Source organism: Microcystis sp. LE19-8.1F, from assembly GCF_027531715.1.
In the GTDB taxonomy this organism is placed as follows: domain Bacteria; phylum Cyanobacteriota; class Cyanobacteriia; order Cyanobacteriales; family Microcystaceae; genus Microcystis; species Microcystis wesenbergii_A.
The window spans coordinates 1-18,190 of record NZ_JAPZSO010000129.1 but is presented as its reverse complement, the minus strand read 5'-3'; the positions used below and the strand labels follow the sequence as shown (position 1 = coordinate 18,190).

Here is an 18,190-nt window from a genome sequence, read left to right as displayed (position 1 = left end):
TCCACCTAGGGCCATGAAGGCGCAGGGGAAGAGTAGTAAACCAGACCAACCGATGAAGACGAAACGGTCTCTTTTGAGCCAGTCATCGAGAGCATCAAACAGCCCTCTTTCTGGGGCGCGTCCGACAGCAATGGTCATGGGGGTTTTCTCCGAAAAATGTATATTATTGCTAAGATTCCGCGCTCTCTTCTCCATCTATCCGAGCAGGCCAGCAGATGTGTAGAAGAATTGTGAGAAATCTTTACTTTTCTTAACTTACACTATATTGGAAAAAATGACCAATATTTTTTAGGTCGATCTTAAGAAAATCTAAAATTTTTTCGGGAGACCAGTTGCTGGGCGACATTCGGCGAAGCTCAGTCGAGCCGTTGCGGGAGGAGATGGGGATTTGGGGAGATGGGGAGATATGCCGCCTCAATTGCTTGGTATTGTCGTCTTCACGTCTTGAGTGGAATGCTAGACCCCTCTGTGCGGTAATTATCCCCAAATTGAGGTGATTAAACCGCACGGTGCGCTATTAAGTCCTATTAAGGGGTGTTAGACCGATGGAAGTGAGATAGTAGGATAGAGGAGGGTTGCTCGACCGCAGGGAGCGGTATAATTGATGGCTGGGCTGAACAAGAAGGAGAATTCATGTACAAAGATGATATTCTGAACCTGATCAAGCAATCACCACTTGAGATTGATACTGAAATACAAATGACTGGAAAGCCCCCAACAATGGCTAACTCCGAATTTCTCACGAACAAGGAACAGGGTGATTGGGCTGAAACAATCGTCTTTAAGGCAGTCAATGAATATTCTGGTGATTATTTTGCTGTTAAATATGGGCGTTCCGAATCCATAGCCGCAGGTGATGATGGATTTGCTGATTTCTATATGGAATATCAGAGTGAACTTAATGCGATAGGTAAGAGGCCAGATATCCTGATATTTAAGGTCAGAGACTTTCCAGATGGAAGTATTGACATTAAAAATGATCAGCACATAAGGCAGGCTGTGGCTGCGATTGAAGTAAGATCAAGTTCTTTTTTAGCAGACAAATATGCGGCATTCATGCGGGACAGACAAGATCGGGCCATTAAAAAATGCGAAGAAATTAGACAAGACATAATCAATACCGCCCTTGGTGATCTATTAAGGCGAAAAAACCAGACAATTTACAATCTAATGTCAAATGCTACAGATGACACCTTTAGAGAATTAGACTTTCGTTGTCCGTCATGGTCATCAACAAAAGAGTTAAGAAATCTAACTGAATTACTGAAGAATCTCAAAGAAAATATAAAAATACTGCACAAACGCGATTATTTGGGCATTACCCCAAAAATTGAAGATGTTGCCTTGGTCAACAGGTGGATTCAGAAATATAATGTCAAGCATTTTTATCTACAAGTATTTTTTGACAAGGCATATATAATATCATTTAAAGATATTTTGGCACTGGTTTCAAACGATAACAATGATGGAAATAATTTTTCAATAGAAAGAGATGTAAAAAATCAAGGCAAAACTACGATCAAGATCAATGTGCAAATTGGAAAAGAAGTCCTTGGAAAAATTGATATGCCTGAACATAAATCGGCTCTGAAAGAATTAGATAGGGGTCGTCTGCTTTTTTATGTGACTTTTGCAGGCGGCAAGGGATACCTTGATAATAAAATATTTCTAAGGGATGTTATTAATGCGTGAGTTAAAATATATAGCTGAAACTCCACTTAATCATAGGAAGGATTACGGTCAGTTTTTTACACCTATGTGCGTTGCTCGCCTCATGGTACAGTGGGTTTTAAAAGATAATCCAGAAACAGTATTAGACCCAGCGTTTGGCTTAGGCGTTTTTTATGATGAAGCAATAAAAACACCTTCAGGTAATCAAGTACATTTCATGGGATATGAGATTGATAGAAATATATTTGAGTTTCTCAATCGTAATGGTGACAGTCCTTATTTGAGAGTTATCAATAGTGATTACCTCGAAGCTGAAACTGAAAATTTTGACGGTATCATTTGTAATCCACCATATATGCGATTTCAGAAATTTCTTAAGCGTCATGATATATTACCAAAAATTGAAGAAAAAATAGGGAAGAAACTTATCGGTTACTCTAATATCTCTTCCGTATTCCTTGTCAAGTCTTTAAGAGAACTTAAAATCAATGGTAACTTGGCGTATATTATGCCTTTTGAGTTTTTTAATACTGGCTACGGAAAAGAAATCAAAAAAAGTCTCCTTGAAAATCATTTATTGAAGCAAATAATAATCTTTGCCAATGAAAAAGAAATTTTTCCAGAGGCAACTACAACCGTTTGTGTGCTTCTTTGTAAAAATGACGGAAAAAAAGAAACCATTAAAATTTTACAGATCAAAAAAAGTGATGAAATAGATAAAATATCTGATATTAGTAAATTCTATCAGTGGGAAATCGAACCATCGAATTTACCATACAACCAAAAGTGGACACCTATTATTTCATCATTGTTCACTGAACAAGTATACCCAAATGGCTTCTGTAAGTTGTCCCTATACGGTACGTTTACGAGAGGTATTGCTACTGGCGCAAATGAATTTTTTGCGTTAAAAAAATCAAAAATTGAGCAACGGAAGTTGAGTGATAACAATATTTGTAAGTGTATTACAAAAAGCTCTCAAATCCGCAAAGCAGTATTTACTGAGCATGATTTTAATATACTATACAATGAGGATAAGCCAGTCTATTGTTTAGATGTAAAAGATCACGACAACTCTGAAATACGAAATTACATAAAAGAAGGCGAAAAATTGGGATACCATGGGAGGTATCTTACAAAAACAAGGAACACCTGGTACAAAATTGAAAAGAGAAAACCAGCTCCAATTTTATTCGGAGTCTTTAGCAGGGGCAGGTTAAAAGTAATACGCAATTTCACAACAGCAATAAATTTTACCTGCTTTCATTCCTTTTATCCAAATAAATTAGGACAACAATTTATTAATAAATTGTTTGTGTATTTGCTCAGTGATATTGGACAGGAAATAATAAAAATCAATAAACGAAGTTATGGTGATGAATTAGACAAGTTTGAACCAAGGGATTTGAATGATAGCTTATGTCCAAGCCAGAAACAATTTGAAATGATCAGTGATGAAGATGCTGAAGAAGTAATTAGTATTGCACAAAATGATCACCAAAAAGCAATTCTCATGAGTAATGCTCTGATCAAAAGACTTATGGACTCCCAACAATGCGCTGCACCAGACGGCAATTCCGCCGCACCCTAAGTGCGATCACCGTTGTGCTGTAGCTGTAGGGTGCGTTCCCTGATGCAACCCCTACTGCTGTACCGATAGATTTTTGGGGAACGCACCATGCACATTCATTGAAGCAAGTGATTGCCAGCTAACAACGCCTCTGCACAGCAACTGCCGAGAGTTAATCGGTTATGATGCTAGGGTTATCCCCACAGTGAACAGCAATCAGTGAACTGAAAACCCACATCTGATCACTAATACCCTAAAACCCCAACACCCAAGCCCTGCTATACAATGGTTTTTGACTTGTTTTTTGGAAGGGAACGCTAAACTATGTATTCGATCGATATTACCCTGAAACTCTCGCCCATCCCCATTTCCGTGCAGCGCAAGGAAGAAGCAGCAGCAGACGCTTTGTATCAAACAATTATTAACGCTATGCGATCGCCGAATCCGGAATTATTAGAATTAACCTGCGAAAAACAAACCGATAAAAAGGTGGCGGTTTTGAGCGATCAGATCAGTGCGGTGATTGTGTCACAAAAATCCGGGGCTGCCTCCACTGGTAAAGCGCCGGGGTTTGTCGCTTGAGCCACAGAATAGTTCTTTAATCAGTTATCAGTGAGCAGTAATCAGTAATCAGTGACAAAAAAACGGCAACCGCCTACATAACACTTTCCACTGAAAACTCAAAACTCAAATCTGATAACTGATAACTGATAACTGATAACTGATAACTGATAACTGATAACTGATAACTGATAACTGATAACTGATAACTGATAACTGATAACTGATAACTGAAAAGGCTAATAATTCATGACTATAAAAGTAACAGACCTCTGCTTTAGCTGGCCGAATGGGAAATCAGTATTAAATGGCTGCTCTTTGCAAGTTCCCAGAGGGGAATTTTGGATGTTGTTGGGGACAAATGGCAGCGGTAAATCAACCCTGCTGCGGCTCTTAGCGGGATTATTAAAACCTAGTCGCGGGGAAATAGAGATACCTAACCCCCTCGGTTTTGTTTTTCAAAATCCCGACCATCAGTTAGTTATGCCAACAGTGGGGGCAGATGTGGCTTTTGGGTTGGTATCCGAGGGTTTATCCACGCCGGAAATTCGGGCCCGGGTGCGGGAATCCCTAGGGGCGGTGAATTTATTAGAAATGGAAAAACGACCGATCTATGCTCTCAGTGGCGGACAAAAGCAAAGAATCGCCATTGCCGGGGCTTTAGCTCGTCATTGCGAGGTTTTGCTCTTTGATGAACCCACCGCCCTTTTGGATGGGGATACCCAAATAGAATTAGTCTCTCAAGTGCAGAAATTGGTCAAAAACCGGGGGATTACGGCCCTTTGGGTGACGCATCGCCTTGATGAATTGGATTACAGCGATGGAGCATTTTTGTTGGAGGGTGGCAAGGTAACGGATCAGGGAAATGCCCTAGAATTAAAAGCGAGATTATTGGCAAGTGCGGCGGGAGAATCCTAGATTTTTTGTTAATATCATTAGGACGCTGTTTTTTAGAACTGCCCTTAATGCCACACGAATTACTCTCAAAGCCATGCTTAATTCTTCTGATCGTTCCCTTCTGCTGGTTGACGGCTACAACGTCATCGGCGCTTGGCCGTCCCTGAAAAAAATTAGCGATCGCCACGGTCTCGAACCGGCGCGAGACAAGTTAATTGAAACCTTAATCGGTTACACGCACCATCAGGGTTATCAAACCCAAATCGTCTTCGATTCCTACTTTCAAGACACCCCCAGCAGCCAGGAACGCTACACTAACCATTTATCGGTTTATTTTACCGCTCACGCTCAAACCGCCGACACCTATATCGAGAAAACCTGTGCCGATTTTTGGCACGATCGCGCCCCAGCTATCGGACGGATTATCGTCGCTACCTCTGATAATGCCCAAAAAATGACCGTTATGGGTTATGGGGCCCAGTGGATTTCCGCTCAACGTCTGGAAATCGAGGTGGATTTAACCGGTCGTCGTCTGAGAAAATCCCAGAGTTCTTCTCAAAGTCCCAAAGGGCGTTTTTTGTTCCATTCTCTCGATGCTAAGGTGCAACAGAAATTAGAGAAAATGCGCCACGGAATTTAGTTATCAAAAACCTTGACAAATTACCTCAAATATGTATCGACAAAATCCCCAGTAGAGACACAGGTAACTGTGTCTCTAAGCTTTTCAAGGTCAGTTGCGGTCTGGGGGATTTTGTCAAAAGCTGGCCCCTCTAAACCACTGGTTTCACAGTTGCAATTCTGCTAAACCTAAATAATTAATTCCCGTGGGTGTCACTTGGAAGCGACAGGGTAAAACCTTGACTCCTTTAGCCACTGCTTGACGCAATAACTGCCCGTATTTAGCATCTTTACTATCCCCCGGAGCAAATCGGTAACAATCACCCCGATTAATAAAGTAGAGCATAATCGCTTCCGCTGCCGGCAATAAAGCCATTAATTCGTTTAAATGCTTCTGTCCTCGCGTGGTGACAGTATCGGGAAAAAGTGCCGTTTCTCCCCGATTCCAAGTGGTATTTTTCACCTCGATATAGGTGAGGGAATTATCAGCATGGGTCAAAAGAAAATCAATTCTACTGCCGTTATTTTGACCGTAGGCCACTTCCGATCGCACCTCGGTGTCATTTTTGACCAAATCGGGAAAAACTCCCTGCAACAGGGCATTTTTCACCACCTGATTAGGAAGATTGGTATTAACTCCCACCCAAGTCTCCCCCAGTTGAATCATCTCCCAGGTATAAGCTAATTTTCGCTTCGGGTTATCACTGCGAGAAAGATAAACCGGTTGACCCTCTACACATACATCTGTCATCGGTCCGGTATTAGCGCAATGGGCCGTAATTAATTCTCCGTTGTCCAATTGTATATCGGCAAAAAAGCGTTTGTAACGTTTAATTAAAATACCCTTGACAAGAGAAGGGTAAGTGTGAACCAACAAGGAAGTCATCAAATTTTCGCCGGGTTATATCAGGTAAAGAATAGCCTTTTTTTGGCATCTTAACCTGAAGACAGAAGACCTTTCAGTTATCAGGGAACAGTGATCAGTAAACAGTAATCATACTATTTTCCTTTATTCGTAGCAGCCATTTTACTCTCTTGGGTTTGGTGGGTAAAATGTATTCTAAAATACATTCCTGCTGGCGAGCAAATGGAACGAACCACAAAGACACAAGGGACACAAAGATCGATCGGTATTATATAAGTTAAACTTATCACACAAAGAATAAGAGAGCCGGCATTTTACTCCCCTCTCCCCCCTTGCCTCCCCGATGTCGGGGGGGTTGGGGGGGTTGGGGGTAAGGGAAATTAACCATCCCTGCGATTACTTTTGAAAAATGGTATTAGTGACAAGAAAACGGCAATTTTCTACTTAAGACTGTCCACTAAAAACTCACATCCGATCACTGATCACTGATCACTGATAACCGTTCAGGTACAATAAAAGCTTGAGGCTTAATAGACATTGAGATTATGGGTAACACTTTCGGACGACTATTTCGGGTTTCCACTTTTGGAGAATCTCACGGGGGTGGGGTAGGAGTGGTTATCGATGGTTGTCCTCCGCGCTTAGAAATTTCCGAAGAGGAGATTCAAATCGATTTAGACCGTCGCAAACCGGGACAAAGCAGAATCGTGACCCCGCGTCGGGAAAATGACATTTGTGAGATAATTTCGGGCGTTTTTGAAGGTAAAACCCTCGGTACACCGATCGCTATTTTAGTGCGGAATCAGGATGCTCGCTCGCAAGATTACAACGAAATGGCCGAGAAATTCCGACCTTCCCACGCGGATGCTACCTACGAGGCAAAATACGGCATTCGCAACTGGAAAGGAGGAGGCAGATCCTCGGCCCGGGAAACCATCGGCCGGGTGGCCGCAGGAGCGATCGCTAAAAAAATCCTTAAATCTGTCTATAATGTCGAGATTATCGGCTATGTGAAGCGAATTAAAGATATTGAGGCAATCATCGACCCCAACACCGTCACCCTCGACGAGGTGGAAAGTAATATAGTGCGTTGTCCCAACGGGGAAACGGCCGCCAAAATGATCGCCCTGATCGACCAAATTCGCCTGAATAAAGACTCGATCGGCGGTGTGGTGGAATGTGTAGCCAGAAATGTGCCGAAAGGTCTAGGAGAACCCGTTTTTGATAAGCTAGAAGCCGATTTAGCTAAGGGGATGATGTCCTTACCCGCGAGTAAGGGATTTGAAATCGGATCGGGATTCGCGGGAACCTTCTTAACCGGCAGCGAACACAATGACGAGTATTTTATCGATGATAACGGGGAAATTCGCACCACTAGCAATCGTTCGGGAGGCATCCAAGGAGGAATCAGTAACGGCGAAAATATTATTATCCGCACCGCTTTTAAACCCACTGCGACTATCGGTAAAGAACAAAAAACCGTGACGCGCACCGGGGAAGAAACCACCCTGGCAGCCAAAGGAAGACACGATCCTTGTGTTTTACCCCGAGCGGTCCCCATGGTGGAAGCGATGATGGCTTTGGTATTATGCGATCATCTGCTCCGTTTTCAGGGACAATGTACGATTAGCGATCGCTTTTTCTAAACCTTTACCCGCGATGAAATTTTTATTCCTTCATGCCAATTTTCCCGCCCAATTTCGCCATTTAAGCACGGTTTTAGCTCAAGACCCCAGAAATCAAGTGATTTTCGGCACTACCAGGCAAGAGGGAGAGATAGCGGGGGTAAAAAAATTTATTTACAAGGAAAGTCGCGCTGTTTCTCCCCAAACCCATCATTATGTCCGTCCCCTTGAAAGTGCGGTTTTACAAGGTCAAGCGGTTTATGCTGTTTGCCAACAACTGAAAAATCAAGGATTTTATCCCGATATTGTCTATGCACATTCTGGCTGGGGGCCGGGTCTATTTATCAAGGATATTTTCCCGAAAACTAAGTTTTTAGCCTATTTTGAATGGTTTTATCATGCCCATGGTTCCGATGCTGATTTTGATCCAGAGGATCCCCTTAATGCTGATGCCGAGGCCCGGATTAGAATTAAAAATGCGCCAATCCTGATCGATCTGGTCAGTTGCGATCGAGGTTTATCGCCGACTATCTGGCAAAAACAACAATTTCCCCCCGAATTTCACTCGAAACTGACGGTTTTACACGATGGCATCGATACGGACTATTTCTGTCCCCGTCCCGATGTGCAGTTAGTGATTCCAGAGATAGGTTTAGATTTATCCGGTGTTAAGGAGATTGTCACCTATGCAACCCGGGGAATGGAACCCTATCGCGGTTTTCCCCAATTTATGACGGCTGTTTCCCTAATTTTAGCCCGTCGGCCTAACTGTCATATCGTGATTGTCGGGGAGGATCGGGTCGCTTATGGGAAAACTCTACCGGACGGCAAAACCTATAAACAATTGATGTTAGAAAGCCTTTCTTTGGATTTATCCCGGGTGCATTTTACCGGTTCTCTGCCCTACGGTCAATATAAACAGGTTTTACAGGCATCGGCCGCCCATATCTATCTTACTCGTCCTTTTGTGCTGTCCTGGTCAATGTTAGAGGCTATGGCCATGGGTTGCGTCGTGATTGGTTCCGATACTCCCCCCGTGCGAGAATTAATTACTGATGGGGAAAATGGTTTATTAGTGGATTTCTTTTCTCCCCAACAAATAGCCGATCGCGTGGATGAAGTGTTAGATTATCCCCAGGGTTGGCAAAATCTGCGTTTAAAGGCCAGGGAAACTATCAAGCAACGCTACGACCTCAAGCAATGTTTACAGTATCATCTAGACTGGTTATTGAGTTGATGAAATGAGAGCATTTTCAAAAAAAATACTGTCTTTTAAAGGATTAATATCGCTATTAAATCCTTTCTCTTATAATCCTAATTCCTTCCCAAGCAGGAATATTACCTGCTCGTCTTTCTTCTAATAATACGGAGGCGATGAAACGGTTAAAAACTTGTTCCCTTTTGATAGAATATTGAGAATTTAATTCTTGGCATTCTGCAACTGTTAAGTTAACCCATAATCTTTAGATAGGCGGAAAAAATCAGCATTTTATATGGTTATGTTGATTCAATAATTTTTATCCCTGCTCTAAATTCCCGCAGGGCTTGAGCATGATTTTCTGTATTAATACAACGCATCAATAAACCTACATCTAAACTCGGTAAAAGTTGCGATTTACTAACAGCTTTATATCCCTCATTTCCTAAACTATAAAACAATAACTCATCATTCATCCAAAACCAAACTTCGGGAATTTGTAACCGTTTGTATGCTTCCAGTTTATTAATTCCTCCACTACTAACAACCACCTCAATCACTAAATCAGGATGTTTTCTATTGGCTCCCAATTCATAGGATTTATCACCTTCTCTTTTAACCTTTTCAAATTCATTTTCTAAGGTGACAGAACCAGTAGGAGTAAAATCTAATCCCAAAAATTCTAAATAAATTTCTAGTAAAGCACCAATACGTTCTTTGATAGTTTCGTGTTTTTTCCCTGGCATTTTTCTAATCTCCAAAACTCCATCTAAAAAAGATAACCTTAACCCTGGGCGCTCGATTAGCTGTTCAACAGCTTTAAATTCTCTCCAGGTTAAGTCATTAATTAAAATTGGTTCTGCTTCCCGTTCAATGAATGTAGTTATCATAATTTAACCCCAAATTTAGAGAGTGAATTTTTCTCAACATGATATCAGATAAAAACAGATTATCATGAAAAATATCATAGTCTGACAAACTACCTTTAATCATACCATAGCCTTGATCAATAAACCTTTTGAGAAGGCCAAATCATCAGACCTCTTCTAAAAATCAAAAATTGTCTTGGTTGGTTAGGAGGCAGTAGTCAGTAGTCAGGAGAATTAAGAATGAATAATAATCAATTAAGTGGTCTATTTACAGATATTAGGCAATTTAATCGTTATTTTTGACGTTTTTGAACCCTCAAAAATTAACTAGGCAAGAGATATTATCTAAATTACTTGTTAATACTGCACACTTAAAACTCAAATCTGATAACTGATAACTGATAACTGATAACTGATAACTGATAACTGATAACTGATAACTGTCTTACTCGGCCTTTACCAAACCCTGAGAGCGAATGCAGGCCTGTTCCCAGCGACAATCGGGATTAACTTCCACCGGTTTGAGTCGCGCCCAGATTTCGCCTTGATCATCAGCATAAAAACTATCAATAATAGCAGGAATACGAGTACCAAAAGGTTCGGTAATGAAGACAGAATCGGTCAGATTAAATACTTCGCCATTGGCTCCCGTCGCTTTTTCGATGACGGGAATTTCTGCTTTGGGAATCGGTTTTCGGAATAGAGGAGCCGAATCGGAACGGGGACGGAGGGGAGATTTTATCTCGCTACTGACTGATTTTACCGTTTCCGCGGCTGGTTTTTCCTCAATTATTTCTGGAGGGGTTTCCGGGGGTTTCGGGGGTACTGCAGCCCTAGAACCCTTTTTAATAATTTGTAGAGGTTGTAGGGGAGGAGTGGCTTTAATTGGCTCTTCGGGGGGTTCAGGGGTACTAGGGGTTTTCTTTGGGGGACGTGGCATAGTAGGACAAGGAAAATAAAAACTATAGGATTATTGAAGCACATCAAGCCGCTAACCCGCTCGACCGGTGCTTGTATCAATAGATATCTAGGGTTTGCGGCAAAAAGTTTTTCGTGGGGGTGGGGTGTGGGGTGTGGGGTGTGGGGTTTTATGGCTGGCACTTTTTGATGGTAAAAAAGTCTAAAAGTTTTACTCAACAAGGTTTTTAGATTTATTCAGCCAACCCTATCTAGGAATTAGTCGATTCCCCTCTCCCCCAACTTATTGAAAAAAATTTTCATTAAGTATTGACAAAAATTCCTAATAAGCTTATGGTTATTTATAGTGTTCTCCTCTTAAGGATCGGCAGTGGAACCGCGCGGCAGTCTCTAACAATGCGGTTCCCATTTTTTTTTGGAACGATAGAAGGCTTTTAACGTCTCTAAACTTCTAGGTTTCCTCATCCTTTGGCTTTTATGAACGATAATTCCGACCTGTACCTCGATCATCTCACCCATGCGGATACTGTCATCACTGCTGAAATTGTCGAGCATGAGAGTCAATCAACAGATGAGACAGATTGGCCGGCTCTATCCTCTCATTTACGTCAACAAAATCAAGAATTACAAGCGGAGATCTGGCGACGGGAGCAAGCTCTCGCGGAACTGCGATCGCGGTTAGCCGAGCAACATCGTCGCTTGCAAAGTTGTGATACCCTAATCCAGCAGCAAAACGAGGAACTGCAATACGAAAAGCAACAATTACAGCGAGCTTTAGGAGAAATCGAACAGTATCGTCAAGCAGAACAACGGCAACCGATGATTATTGCCAATTTGACCGCAGAATTGACCCGCACGCGCCAACAATTAGCCCGTTTAGAGCGAGAATGTGCCTTAATTCAGGAAAGTTATCAGGAAAAAAGCCAAAAACTGTGCAACTATGACCAGCAATTGCAGGAATTACGCACCCGTCTCCAACGTCAGCAACGCTACACCCTCCAGTATAAAGCGGCCTTGGCCCAGTATTTCCAGGGCGGTAGCGATCGCAATTCTGCCCCGGATTTAGCCATTGTCGCCAAGGCAGCCGCGATCGAGCCTTGGTCTCAGACAGAGAATCAAGAAAGCGATGAAGTGGCTCCCATCGATGAGTTTTTAGCGGAATTAGAGACAATTGAGCCAGTAGAATCCTTAAATAAGAAAGACAGGGATTGGCCCGCACCTGTCATCTCTCCTTCCCCGAAATATTCCTCTTTTCGGGTCGATTTGCCCACTTTTATTAAATATCGCCAAGAAAAAGATAATTCCTGAACAACAGAAAGAGAGCCGGCGACTGTCCATGTTTCGTCTCGGCTCTCTATTCTGGCTCGCTCCTCACACTAATTAAAATCTATCATAAGCTAGTGATTTTGTCCACTCAATTCACAAAAGTTAATATTTTTATAGTTCCGTCAACGGTAGCAGTTGCCATTTTTGACGGAGAAGACGGTTAAGTAGTTTTTGACTGACGCTAATCAGGATTAATCTCGATCGCTGAATTGGGGACGATTCTCCGATAATGCGACAGTTACGCTCAAAATTGAGCATCGCTTCGCAAAAATTTGCGGTTAAGGGATAGAGTTTCTGGCCTTCCCAACAATCACAAACGGTTAAAATTTGCAGGATTAAGGCTATTTCGGCGGGATGATGCCAGGATAATAGTTCTGGCTCGGTTAATCTAATTTTTTCCCTATTGAGCAGTTGGAACAAACTAGAATAGCGAGCGTGGGTATATTGAAATAAAAAGAAAAATTCTCCTTCGGGATGGAGAGGAAGCTGATCAGAGAAAAACTTATCGATTAAATCGTTTAGTTTCAGTAACCAAAAGGACAAAAATTGTTGATCTAATAATAATTCTAGCCATCCTTCTTTAAGCTGAATTTGCGGAAAAAGGGCGATTAAATGGTTAAATATGGTTTGACATTGAGCGGGCGTAAAATAATAAAACAGAGGTGAACGATAGAGAATACTATCAGTTTTTGAGCAACGATATAAAGTTAATTTATGGTTGTTTTCTGGAAAAATATTAATTAATTGTTGTTTTAAGCAATGCTCGATCGAGGGGTGATTGCAGATAAAATTCATACTCAGAAGCAAAGCAAACGCATCTCAATAATCCTTGACAAAATGAACTTTATCTGGGTTGCCTACCCAGAGGGCGATTCAGGCATATTTGAGGAGAATTTGCCATCTCCGGTCGAGTTCGTAACTATTCTGATTGACTGGTATCACTTGAAATGCCTACACAACAAGCGGATCACAAAATTGGGCAATTGTCAATAGCGTTTGAGATGCGCTAACCCTGATTTCGGGTTGCACATGGACAGCGAAGACTTGTTCTACTAAATTCGTGATAGGAAAACTAAAATAACCTGTCCCCGCACCGATATCTGTCACAGGGGCTGTGGGTTTTAAATGTAGTGCGGTGATCAGATCATCGGCTTTTTCTGTGAAACTGCGACTAGGACGTTCTAACCATAACATTTCTTTGTGTCCCATAAATTTAGCGATTTCCCGTCCTAGATAAAATTTACCGATACCATTGCGACTATGAAGGGAGCGAATCTGATAATATTGCTGCTGTGCTAAAACTGAAGCATCGTAGGTAAAATTTAATAATCCGAAACTACAGCAAAGCAGCATTAGGCAGGTGACGATAAGAAGAATTCGTTTGATCATCATTGGCAACCCAGTGGGGTATCGTTGAAATTAGCTGCAGACCATTGTCCAAAGACATCTTAACAGAAACACCTAATCAATAAACCTCTGGTAAAAATCAAAAATTGTTGTTAGGATTAGGATTAGGAGTCGGTCGTCGGTCGTCAGTAGAATCAAGAATGAATAATAATCAATTAAATGGTCTATTTACAGATTTTATGCCATTTAATCCTTATTTTTGCCGTTTTTGAACCCTCAAAAATTCATTAGGCAAGAGGTTTAATCTATAATAAATCGGATACGCATATCGATTAAAGGTCTTCGTCACCCGATTCAGCAAGAGATGACGATGCCCTATCAGGTTATACTTCATCTTGATGAGAAACGCTGTCATCGGGGGGAGGGTTTTTGCTTGTTGTAGCCACTGCTTGTCAATTTACTTTACAATTCTGGTAGTTTTTGATAACATCTTGGTAGAATGTCTCTGGTTTTCTGCCAGCCAGGAGATGGTTTATATCAAGGATTATCCTAGTGTAAGCAATCTTCTCGGCTTTCCAGAAAACATGGCCGATTAACCTGAAATTTATGGGCATCTTAGATGAGCAATCTTGAGTGAAAGTGATTTGGTATTTTTTTGACATTTTAACCTCACAAAAATCTTTTGTCCTGAGGACGTCATTTTGATATACTATCCTAAAACCAGAAAGAAAATAATCAAATAAATAACCGCCATGAATCAAGAAGAAAAGCTGTGAACTGGAAAAAACTGTTACCATTTGCGCTCCTTCAATACAATAATTAGTCTGTTTAATTCCATGGTAAAAACTGAGCAAATCCAAGTCATTATATCGAAATTTAAAGATGCCACTCTCTGGTTACTATTTTCTCTATCGGCAATCATCTTGCTGTGGAAATTAGGACAGAGGAGTTTAGAAGATTGGGATGAAGCTATATATGCACAAATTTCCAAAGAGATTGGACAAAATGGTGACTGGATAACTCTACATTACGGATATGTGCCTTGGTTTCATAAACCCCCCCTATTTATGTGGTCAACCGCTGCTTTTTTTCAATTATTTGGGGTTGACGAATTTTGGGCAAGAGCCGCTTCGGCTTTATCGGGAGTCGCCTTAATTGCTATTATCTATTTAATTGGTAAAAAAGTTTATGGATATTGGGCAGGAGTTTTTGCCTCGTTGATTTTGTTGGCAAGTTATCAATTTGTCCATTCTGCTCGGTTTGGTACCACCGATATGATGTTGACATTCTTTCTGTTTCTATCACTTTACGGTTATCTTCATCTTCGCCAAGGCAATCAAAAATGGTGGTATTTTATTGGTACTGCTTGTGCCTTGGCTTTTATGGTTAAAGGTTTTGCTGCCATTGTTGCACCAGCTGCCATTATGATAACGCTGTTGATTGAAAGACAGTTATTAACTACTTTTAAATCAAGGCATTTTTGGCAAAGTATTGTCTTGGCTACTTTGATAATTCTTCCCTGGCATTTAACAGTGCTACTACAGCATGGACAGGCTTTTTTGGGGAAATACTTAGGTTATCATGTGATTGAACGGGCAACCCGTCCCCTAGAGGGAAACAGTGGAGACTTTCTCTCATATTTCCGAACAGTTATTAAATTCTTTTTTCCTTGGGTTTATCTAATTCCTTTTGCCTTTATCGTCAGTGTTAAAGATACTTTAAAGCCCCATAGCTCGTCAAGAATTCTAATCGTTTTCTTTCTGGTGGTTTTTGGTCTATATAGTTTGGTATCAACCAAATTAAGCTGGTATATTCTTCCCCTTTATCCGATTTTGGCAATTTTTATCGGTTATTTATTTCAAAAGGCACAAGCTTCTTCTACTGCTCGTTCGTGGATATTGATTAGTATCGCAACTGTAGCTTTAGTTATTTTTCCTTTAACGCCTCTCAAAATTGTTGGCATTATCAGTCCTTCAGTTAAACAGATAGTAGCAGTTTTCTGTTTTGTGATTGCGGCAACTCTACTTGTTCTCATTTTACTGAAAAGGCTTACTCCTAAATCGGCGACTATTTTACTATTTGCGGTTTTTGTCTTTTCTGGAATCAGAGAAGTTAGAGGACTTTATACTGCAAGAGTAACTCCCCTAGCTGCTTTAGCACAAGTGGCAGGGCAAGGGGATTTTAGTAATAATAAGAAAAATCCCTTAATAATTGCTAAGTTATCGGCTGATCTTAATCATCCCAGTGCCTTATTTTATAGTAACAGACCGATTTGGTGGGTAAGGAGTGCTGAAGAACTTAAAACTGCCGTCAATAGCGATAAAAATCATGAAATTATTATGAGTAAAGAAGATTTTGATAATTTATCTTCCGAATATGAAATTCAAGTATTAGCTGAAAAAGCTAGTCTAGTTTATGCTAAAATTTATCCTAAGAACTTTCCTAGAATAAATAAATAAGTAAGATATCTATTTGATAGATAATAATTATTTAATTCTGTAGCTTGATATTGCTAAAATCTAGGATTAGATAACGAGGAAAAGATTAAAATCTTCCGCTTACCTGATCATGAATATACTTGTTAGTCTTGCTCGATTACATAGAAAACAACTTAGTTTCGCTCTTCTGGTGTTTTTGATTATAGGTAGCACTTGGTTAGCTTTCTTATTTGCTCCAGAAAGAACAAATGATGGTCTTGTTCATTTATTTTGGAATAGTTTTTGGGCAGAGCAAGTTAAGTCTGGAGATTTATTCCCAAAATGGTATGCTCAAGGCTATGGAGGCTTCGGAAATGCTGCATTTTTATTCTATCCTCCTCTTTTAAGATATGTAGCTTTTCCCTATCATTTGCTCGGATTTTCTCCAGTTGTTGCTCTAAGACTTACGGTGCTAACCATTTTGCTCATCAATATAATTAGTGCCTCAACTTTAGCAGCATATTTATTCAAAAGAAGGGGCATACTTTACTATCAACTAATTATTATTTTAGCAATTAATCCTTACCTATTTTACTGTTTATTTTGGCGCGGAGCATTAGCAGAATGTTTAGCCATTGCTTTAATGCCTTTTTTTATTGTCGCTCTCTTAAAAGTATCCAATGTAATTACTTTCGCCAATGGTTTAGCACTAACAATCACAACTTCTTTGATAGCACTAGCTCACCTACCTAGTCTGATTATTATATTTTTTCTGTTTGGTATTTATTCGGTAATTATCCTGTTAAAAACTAGAAATTTTCGAGATTTTGGCTGGCGGATTCTCTTTTTTATCATCGGCCTAATTTTTTCTTTTCCTTACCTAATTCCTGCGGTTTTTAATTTAAAGGAAATTCGTCAACCGATCGGAACTTCCCTAGGTGATTGGGTGGCTTTTGGTAATAACTTTCATCAAAATAGACAGACTTTTATAATTAGTCTCATTTTCAGCATCTATCTAATTATCTATCTCTTAAGTATTCGAGCAGTTTGGCAGAGACGAAACCAATTAGAAAAATTTAATTTGTTTTCTCTAATCGTTTTATCGGGTCTGAGTTTATTGATGATTTCACCTCTTTCTTTACCACTCTACAAAATCATTTTTCCCCTGCAAAAAATCCAGTTTCCCTTTCGCTTTATTGCCGTGGCAGCTGGCCTAGTTTCTACTTTGGCGATTCTCTGCATTTCCGGGAAATTTAACCAGTTCAAAAAACGCCTTTTAGTCAGCCTGTTAGTCATTGCTAGTGTGTCTATTCCCTGACAGGGGGACAAGCCAGCTGAAAAGCTTATGTAGCATGGAATACAGACACAGACTTCCAAAAAAGATAAGTCATATATAGTAAATATGACCTAGAGAACAAAAATGATAAGTGAACTATACCAGAAAGTGTTAGAAAATGAACTGGGACGAGCCAGATATCTACTGTTGTTAATGATAGTTGGAACCTGGCAAATACTAAAGCAAGCTAAGTTAGAGATATTAGCAGAAGCACTGCCAATACCGATCCTGTTTGAGAGTCGGAGAAAAAAACTAAAAAGATTTTTAAAGCTGGAAATTCTGAATATTGAAAAAATCTGGTTTCTCTGCTTAAAAGAGATGTTAAAACAGCAGGAGAGATTCACAATAAAAGGATTAGTATATATTGCCATAGACCGAACGAGTTGGGGAGCAATTAATATCTTGATGGTGAGTCTAATTTATGACAAGAGAGCCATCCCAATCTATGGGGAGATATTGGATAAAAAAGGAAGTAGTAATCTCGAAGAACAGCAGCGAGTATTGGGGAAAATATTGACGGTGCTATCAGGTCATAAAATCGTGGTGTTAGGAGATAGAGAATTTTGCTCGGTCAGTCTTGGAAAGTGGCTTCAGAAGCAGAGTTTATACTTTTGTTTAAGACAAAAAAAAAGTACAAATGTCAAGACAAAAGAAGGAATTTATCAAGAAATGAGAGAGTTAGGTTTAAGTCCAGGAACTCAACTATTTTTGAATGATGTCAATATTACAAAAGAGCAGGGATTTGGACAGTTTAACTTAGCTGGTAAGTGGAAAAAAACCTATCGGGGTTTTCCAACAAAAGAACCTTGGTATATTCTGACAAATTTTGGGGATTTAGAGACGGCAATAATGGCCTATCAAAAAAGATTTGATATTGAGGAGATGTTCCGAGATTTTAAGTCGGGAGGCTATAGCTTAGAAGGTTCTCAATTAGCACCGAAATACCTATCAAAGCTGATAATTGTTATAGCT

Annotated in this window: 17 protein-coding genes and 1 pseudogene; 12 read left to right on the top strand and 6 right to left on the bottom strand. The window is 40.3% G+C overall.

The features are described from left to right. Positions 1 to 138 (bottom strand): annotated as a pseudogene (locus O9334_RS12855) (photosystem II D2 protein (photosystem q(a) protein)); the annotation flags it as partial. A 495-nt stretch (positions 139 to 633) separates the two neighbouring features. Here O9334_RS12855 and O9334_RS12850 point away from each other — a divergent pair. From O9334_RS12850 to O9334_RS12830, 5 genes are all read left to right on the top strand, one after another. Next, complete coding sequence (locus tag O9334_RS12850) at positions 634 to 1,692, top strand: AccI family restriction endonuclease (protein WP_190381488.1); 1,059 nt, start codon at positions 634 to 636, stop codon at positions 1,690 to 1,692. Beyond that, a complete protein-coding gene (locus tag O9334_RS12845) occupies positions 1,685 to 3,262 on the top strand; it encodes an HsdM family class I SAM-dependent methyltransferase (RefSeq protein ID WP_288000440.1) in 1,578 nt (525 codons plus the stop codon). The genes O9334_RS12850 and O9334_RS12845 overlap by 8 nt, the downstream gene beginning before the upstream one ends. A 303-nt stretch (positions 3,263 to 3,565) precedes the next feature. Then, on the top strand, positions 3,566 to 3,823 hold the full coding sequence (locus O9334_RS12840; RefSeq protein WP_045361059.1) for a UPF0367 protein family: 258 nt from the start codon (positions 3,566 to 3,568) through the stop codon (positions 3,821 to 3,823). Positions 3,824 to 4,051: 228 nt separating this feature from the next. Then, on the top strand, positions 4,052 to 4,720 hold the full coding sequence (locus O9334_RS12835; protein WP_045361057.1) for an energy-coupling factor ABC transporter ATP-binding protein: 669 nt from the start codon (positions 4,052 to 4,054) through the stop codon (positions 4,718 to 4,720). A gap of 73 nt (positions 4,721 to 4,793) precedes the next feature. After that, positions 4,794 to 5,339 (top strand): NYN domain-containing protein, encoded by a 546-nt coding sequence (locus O9334_RS12830; RefSeq protein ID WP_045361085.1) that lies wholly within the window; start codon positions 4,794 to 4,796, stop codon positions 5,337 to 5,339. Between the two features lie 144 nt (positions 5,340 to 5,483). Here the strand turns inward: O9334_RS12830 and sfsA are convergent, their stop codons facing one another. Then, positions 5,484 to 6,203, bottom strand: a complete 720-nt coding sequence (gene sfsA / locus O9334_RS12825; protein ID WP_045361055.1) for a DNA/RNA nuclease SfsA — start codon at positions 6,201 to 6,203, stop codon at positions 5,484 to 5,486. 524 nt (positions 6,204 to 6,727) lie between these two features. On the opposite strand from sfsA, the gene aroC reads away from it, so the two are divergent. Next, complete coding sequence (aroC, locus tag O9334_RS12820) at positions 6,728 to 7,828, top strand: chorismate synthase (protein WP_288000437.1); 1,101 nt, start codon at positions 6,728 to 6,730, stop codon at positions 7,826 to 7,828. A 13-nt stretch (positions 7,829 to 7,841) separates the two neighbouring features. Then, positions 7,842 to 9,044 (top strand): glycosyltransferase family 4 protein, encoded by a 1,203-nt coding sequence (locus O9334_RS12815; protein WP_288000436.1) that lies wholly within the window; start codon positions 7,842 to 7,844, stop codon positions 9,042 to 9,044. Between the two features lie 260 nt (positions 9,045 to 9,304). On the opposite strand, the gene O9334_RS12810 is transcribed toward O9334_RS12815, so the two are convergent. Further along, positions 9,305 to 9,895, bottom strand: coding sequence for a Uma2 family endonuclease (locus O9334_RS12810; RefSeq protein WP_045361048.1), 591 nt, complete (start codon positions 9,893 to 9,895; stop codon positions 9,305 to 9,307). Positions 9,896 to 10,319: 424 nt separating this feature from the next. After that, positions 10,320 to 10,814, bottom strand: coding sequence for a hypothetical protein (locus O9334_RS12805; protein WP_045361047.1), 495 nt, complete (start codon positions 10,812 to 10,814; stop codon positions 10,320 to 10,322). Positions 10,815 to 11,269: 455 nt separating this feature from the next. Between O9334_RS12805 and O9334_RS12800 the strand changes: the two genes are divergently transcribed. Continuing rightward, positions 11,270 to 12,100: a hypothetical protein gene (locus O9334_RS12800; protein WP_190381501.1), complete on the top strand. Its 831-nt coding sequence runs from the start codon at positions 11,270 to 11,272 to the stop codon at positions 12,098 to 12,100. A 129-nt stretch (positions 12,101 to 12,229) separates the two neighbouring features. Here O9334_RS12800 and O9334_RS12795 read toward each other — a convergent pair whose 3' ends face one another. Next, a complete protein-coding gene (locus O9334_RS12795) occupies positions 12,230 to 12,913 on the bottom strand; it encodes a DALR anticodon-binding domain-containing protein (RefSeq protein ID WP_045361044.1) in 684 nt (227 codons plus the stop codon). Positions 12,914 to 13,069: 156 nt separating this feature from the next. After that, a complete protein-coding gene (locus tag O9334_RS12790) occupies positions 13,070 to 13,507 on the bottom strand; it encodes a class I SAM-dependent methyltransferase (RefSeq protein WP_288000435.1) in 438 nt (145 codons plus the stop codon). Between the two features lie 356 nt (positions 13,508 to 13,863). Here O9334_RS12790 and O9334_RS12785 point away from each other — a divergent pair, with 356 nt between their 5' ends. From O9334_RS12785 to O9334_RS12770, 4 genes are all read left to right on the top strand, one after another. Further along, on the top strand, positions 13,864 to 14,061 hold the full coding sequence (locus tag O9334_RS12785; RefSeq protein WP_288000434.1) for a hypothetical protein: 198 nt from the start codon (positions 13,864 to 13,866) through the stop codon (positions 14,059 to 14,061). A gap of 240 nt (positions 14,062 to 14,301) precedes the next feature. Then, positions 14,302 to 15,924 (top strand): ArnT family glycosyltransferase, encoded by a 1,623-nt coding sequence (locus O9334_RS12780; RefSeq protein WP_288000433.1) that lies wholly within the window; start codon positions 14,302 to 14,304, stop codon positions 15,922 to 15,924. Between the two features lie 109 nt (positions 15,925 to 16,033). Further along, complete coding sequence (locus tag O9334_RS12775) at positions 16,034 to 17,200, top strand: putative glycosyltransferase family protein (protein WP_288000432.1); 1,167 nt, start codon at positions 16,034 to 16,036, stop codon at positions 17,198 to 17,200. A gap of 126 nt (positions 17,201 to 17,326) precedes the next feature. Continuing rightward, positions 17,327 to 18,190, top strand: an 864-nt coding sequence (locus O9334_RS12770; RefSeq protein WP_288000431.1) for an IS4 family transposase, incomplete at its 3' end; no start/stop codon positions are given.

Excerpts from the sequence above, each read along its gene's own strand:
- O9334_RS12850 (WP_190381488.1), top strand. The coding sequence starts at position 634 with ATGTACAAAGATGATATTCTGAACCTGATCAAGCAATCACCACTTGAG.
- O9334_RS12845 (WP_288000440.1), top strand. The coding sequence starts at position 1,685 with ATGCGTGAGTTAAAATATATAGCTGAAACTCCACTTAATCATAGGAAG.
- O9334_RS12840 (WP_045361059.1), top strand. The coding sequence starts at position 3,566 with ATGTATTCGATCGATATTACCCTGAAACTCTCGCCCATCCCCATTTCC.
- O9334_RS12835 (WP_045361057.1), top strand. The coding sequence starts at position 4,052 with ATGACTATAAAAGTAACAGACCTCTGCTTTAGCTGGCCGAATGGGAAA.
- O9334_RS12830 (WP_045361085.1), top strand. The coding sequence starts at position 4,794 with ATGCTTAATTCTTCTGATCGTTCCCTTCTGCTGGTTGACGGCTACAAC.
- sfsA (WP_045361055.1), bottom strand. The coding sequence starts at position 6,203 with ATGACTTCCTTGTTGGTTCACACTTACCCTTCTCTTGTCAAGGGTATT.
- aroC (WP_288000437.1), top strand. The coding sequence starts at position 6,728 with ATGGGTAACACTTTCGGACGACTATTTCGGGTTTCCACTTTTGGAGAA.
- O9334_RS12815 (WP_288000436.1), top strand. The coding sequence starts at position 7,842 with ATGAAATTTTTATTCCTTCATGCCAATTTTCCCGCCCAATTTCGCCAT.
- O9334_RS12810 (WP_045361048.1), bottom strand. The coding sequence starts at position 9,895 with ATGATAACTACATTCATTGAACGGGAAGCAGAACCAATTTTAATTAAT.
- O9334_RS12805 (WP_045361047.1), bottom strand. The coding sequence starts at position 10,814 with ATGCCACGTCCCCCAAAGAAAACCCCTAGTACCCCTGAACCCCCCGAA.
- O9334_RS12800 (WP_190381501.1), top strand. The coding sequence starts at position 11,270 with ATGAACGATAATTCCGACCTGTACCTCGATCATCTCACCCATGCGGAT.
- O9334_RS12795 (WP_045361044.1), bottom strand. The coding sequence starts at position 12,913 with ATGAATTTTATCTGCAATCACCCCTCGATCGAGCATTGCTTAAAACAA.
- O9334_RS12790 (WP_288000435.1), bottom strand. The coding sequence starts at position 13,507 with ATGATCAAACGAATTCTTCTTATCGTCACCTGCCTAATGCTGCTTTGC.
- O9334_RS12785 (WP_288000434.1), top strand. The coding sequence starts at position 13,864 with ATGAGAAACGCTGTCATCGGGGGGAGGGTTTTTGCTTGTTGTAGCCAC.
- O9334_RS12780 (WP_288000433.1), top strand. The coding sequence starts at position 14,302 with ATGGTAAAAACTGAGCAAATCCAAGTCATTATATCGAAATTTAAAGAT.
- O9334_RS12775 (WP_288000432.1), top strand. The coding sequence starts at position 16,034 with ATGAATATACTTGTTAGTCTTGCTCGATTACATAGAAAACAACTTAGT.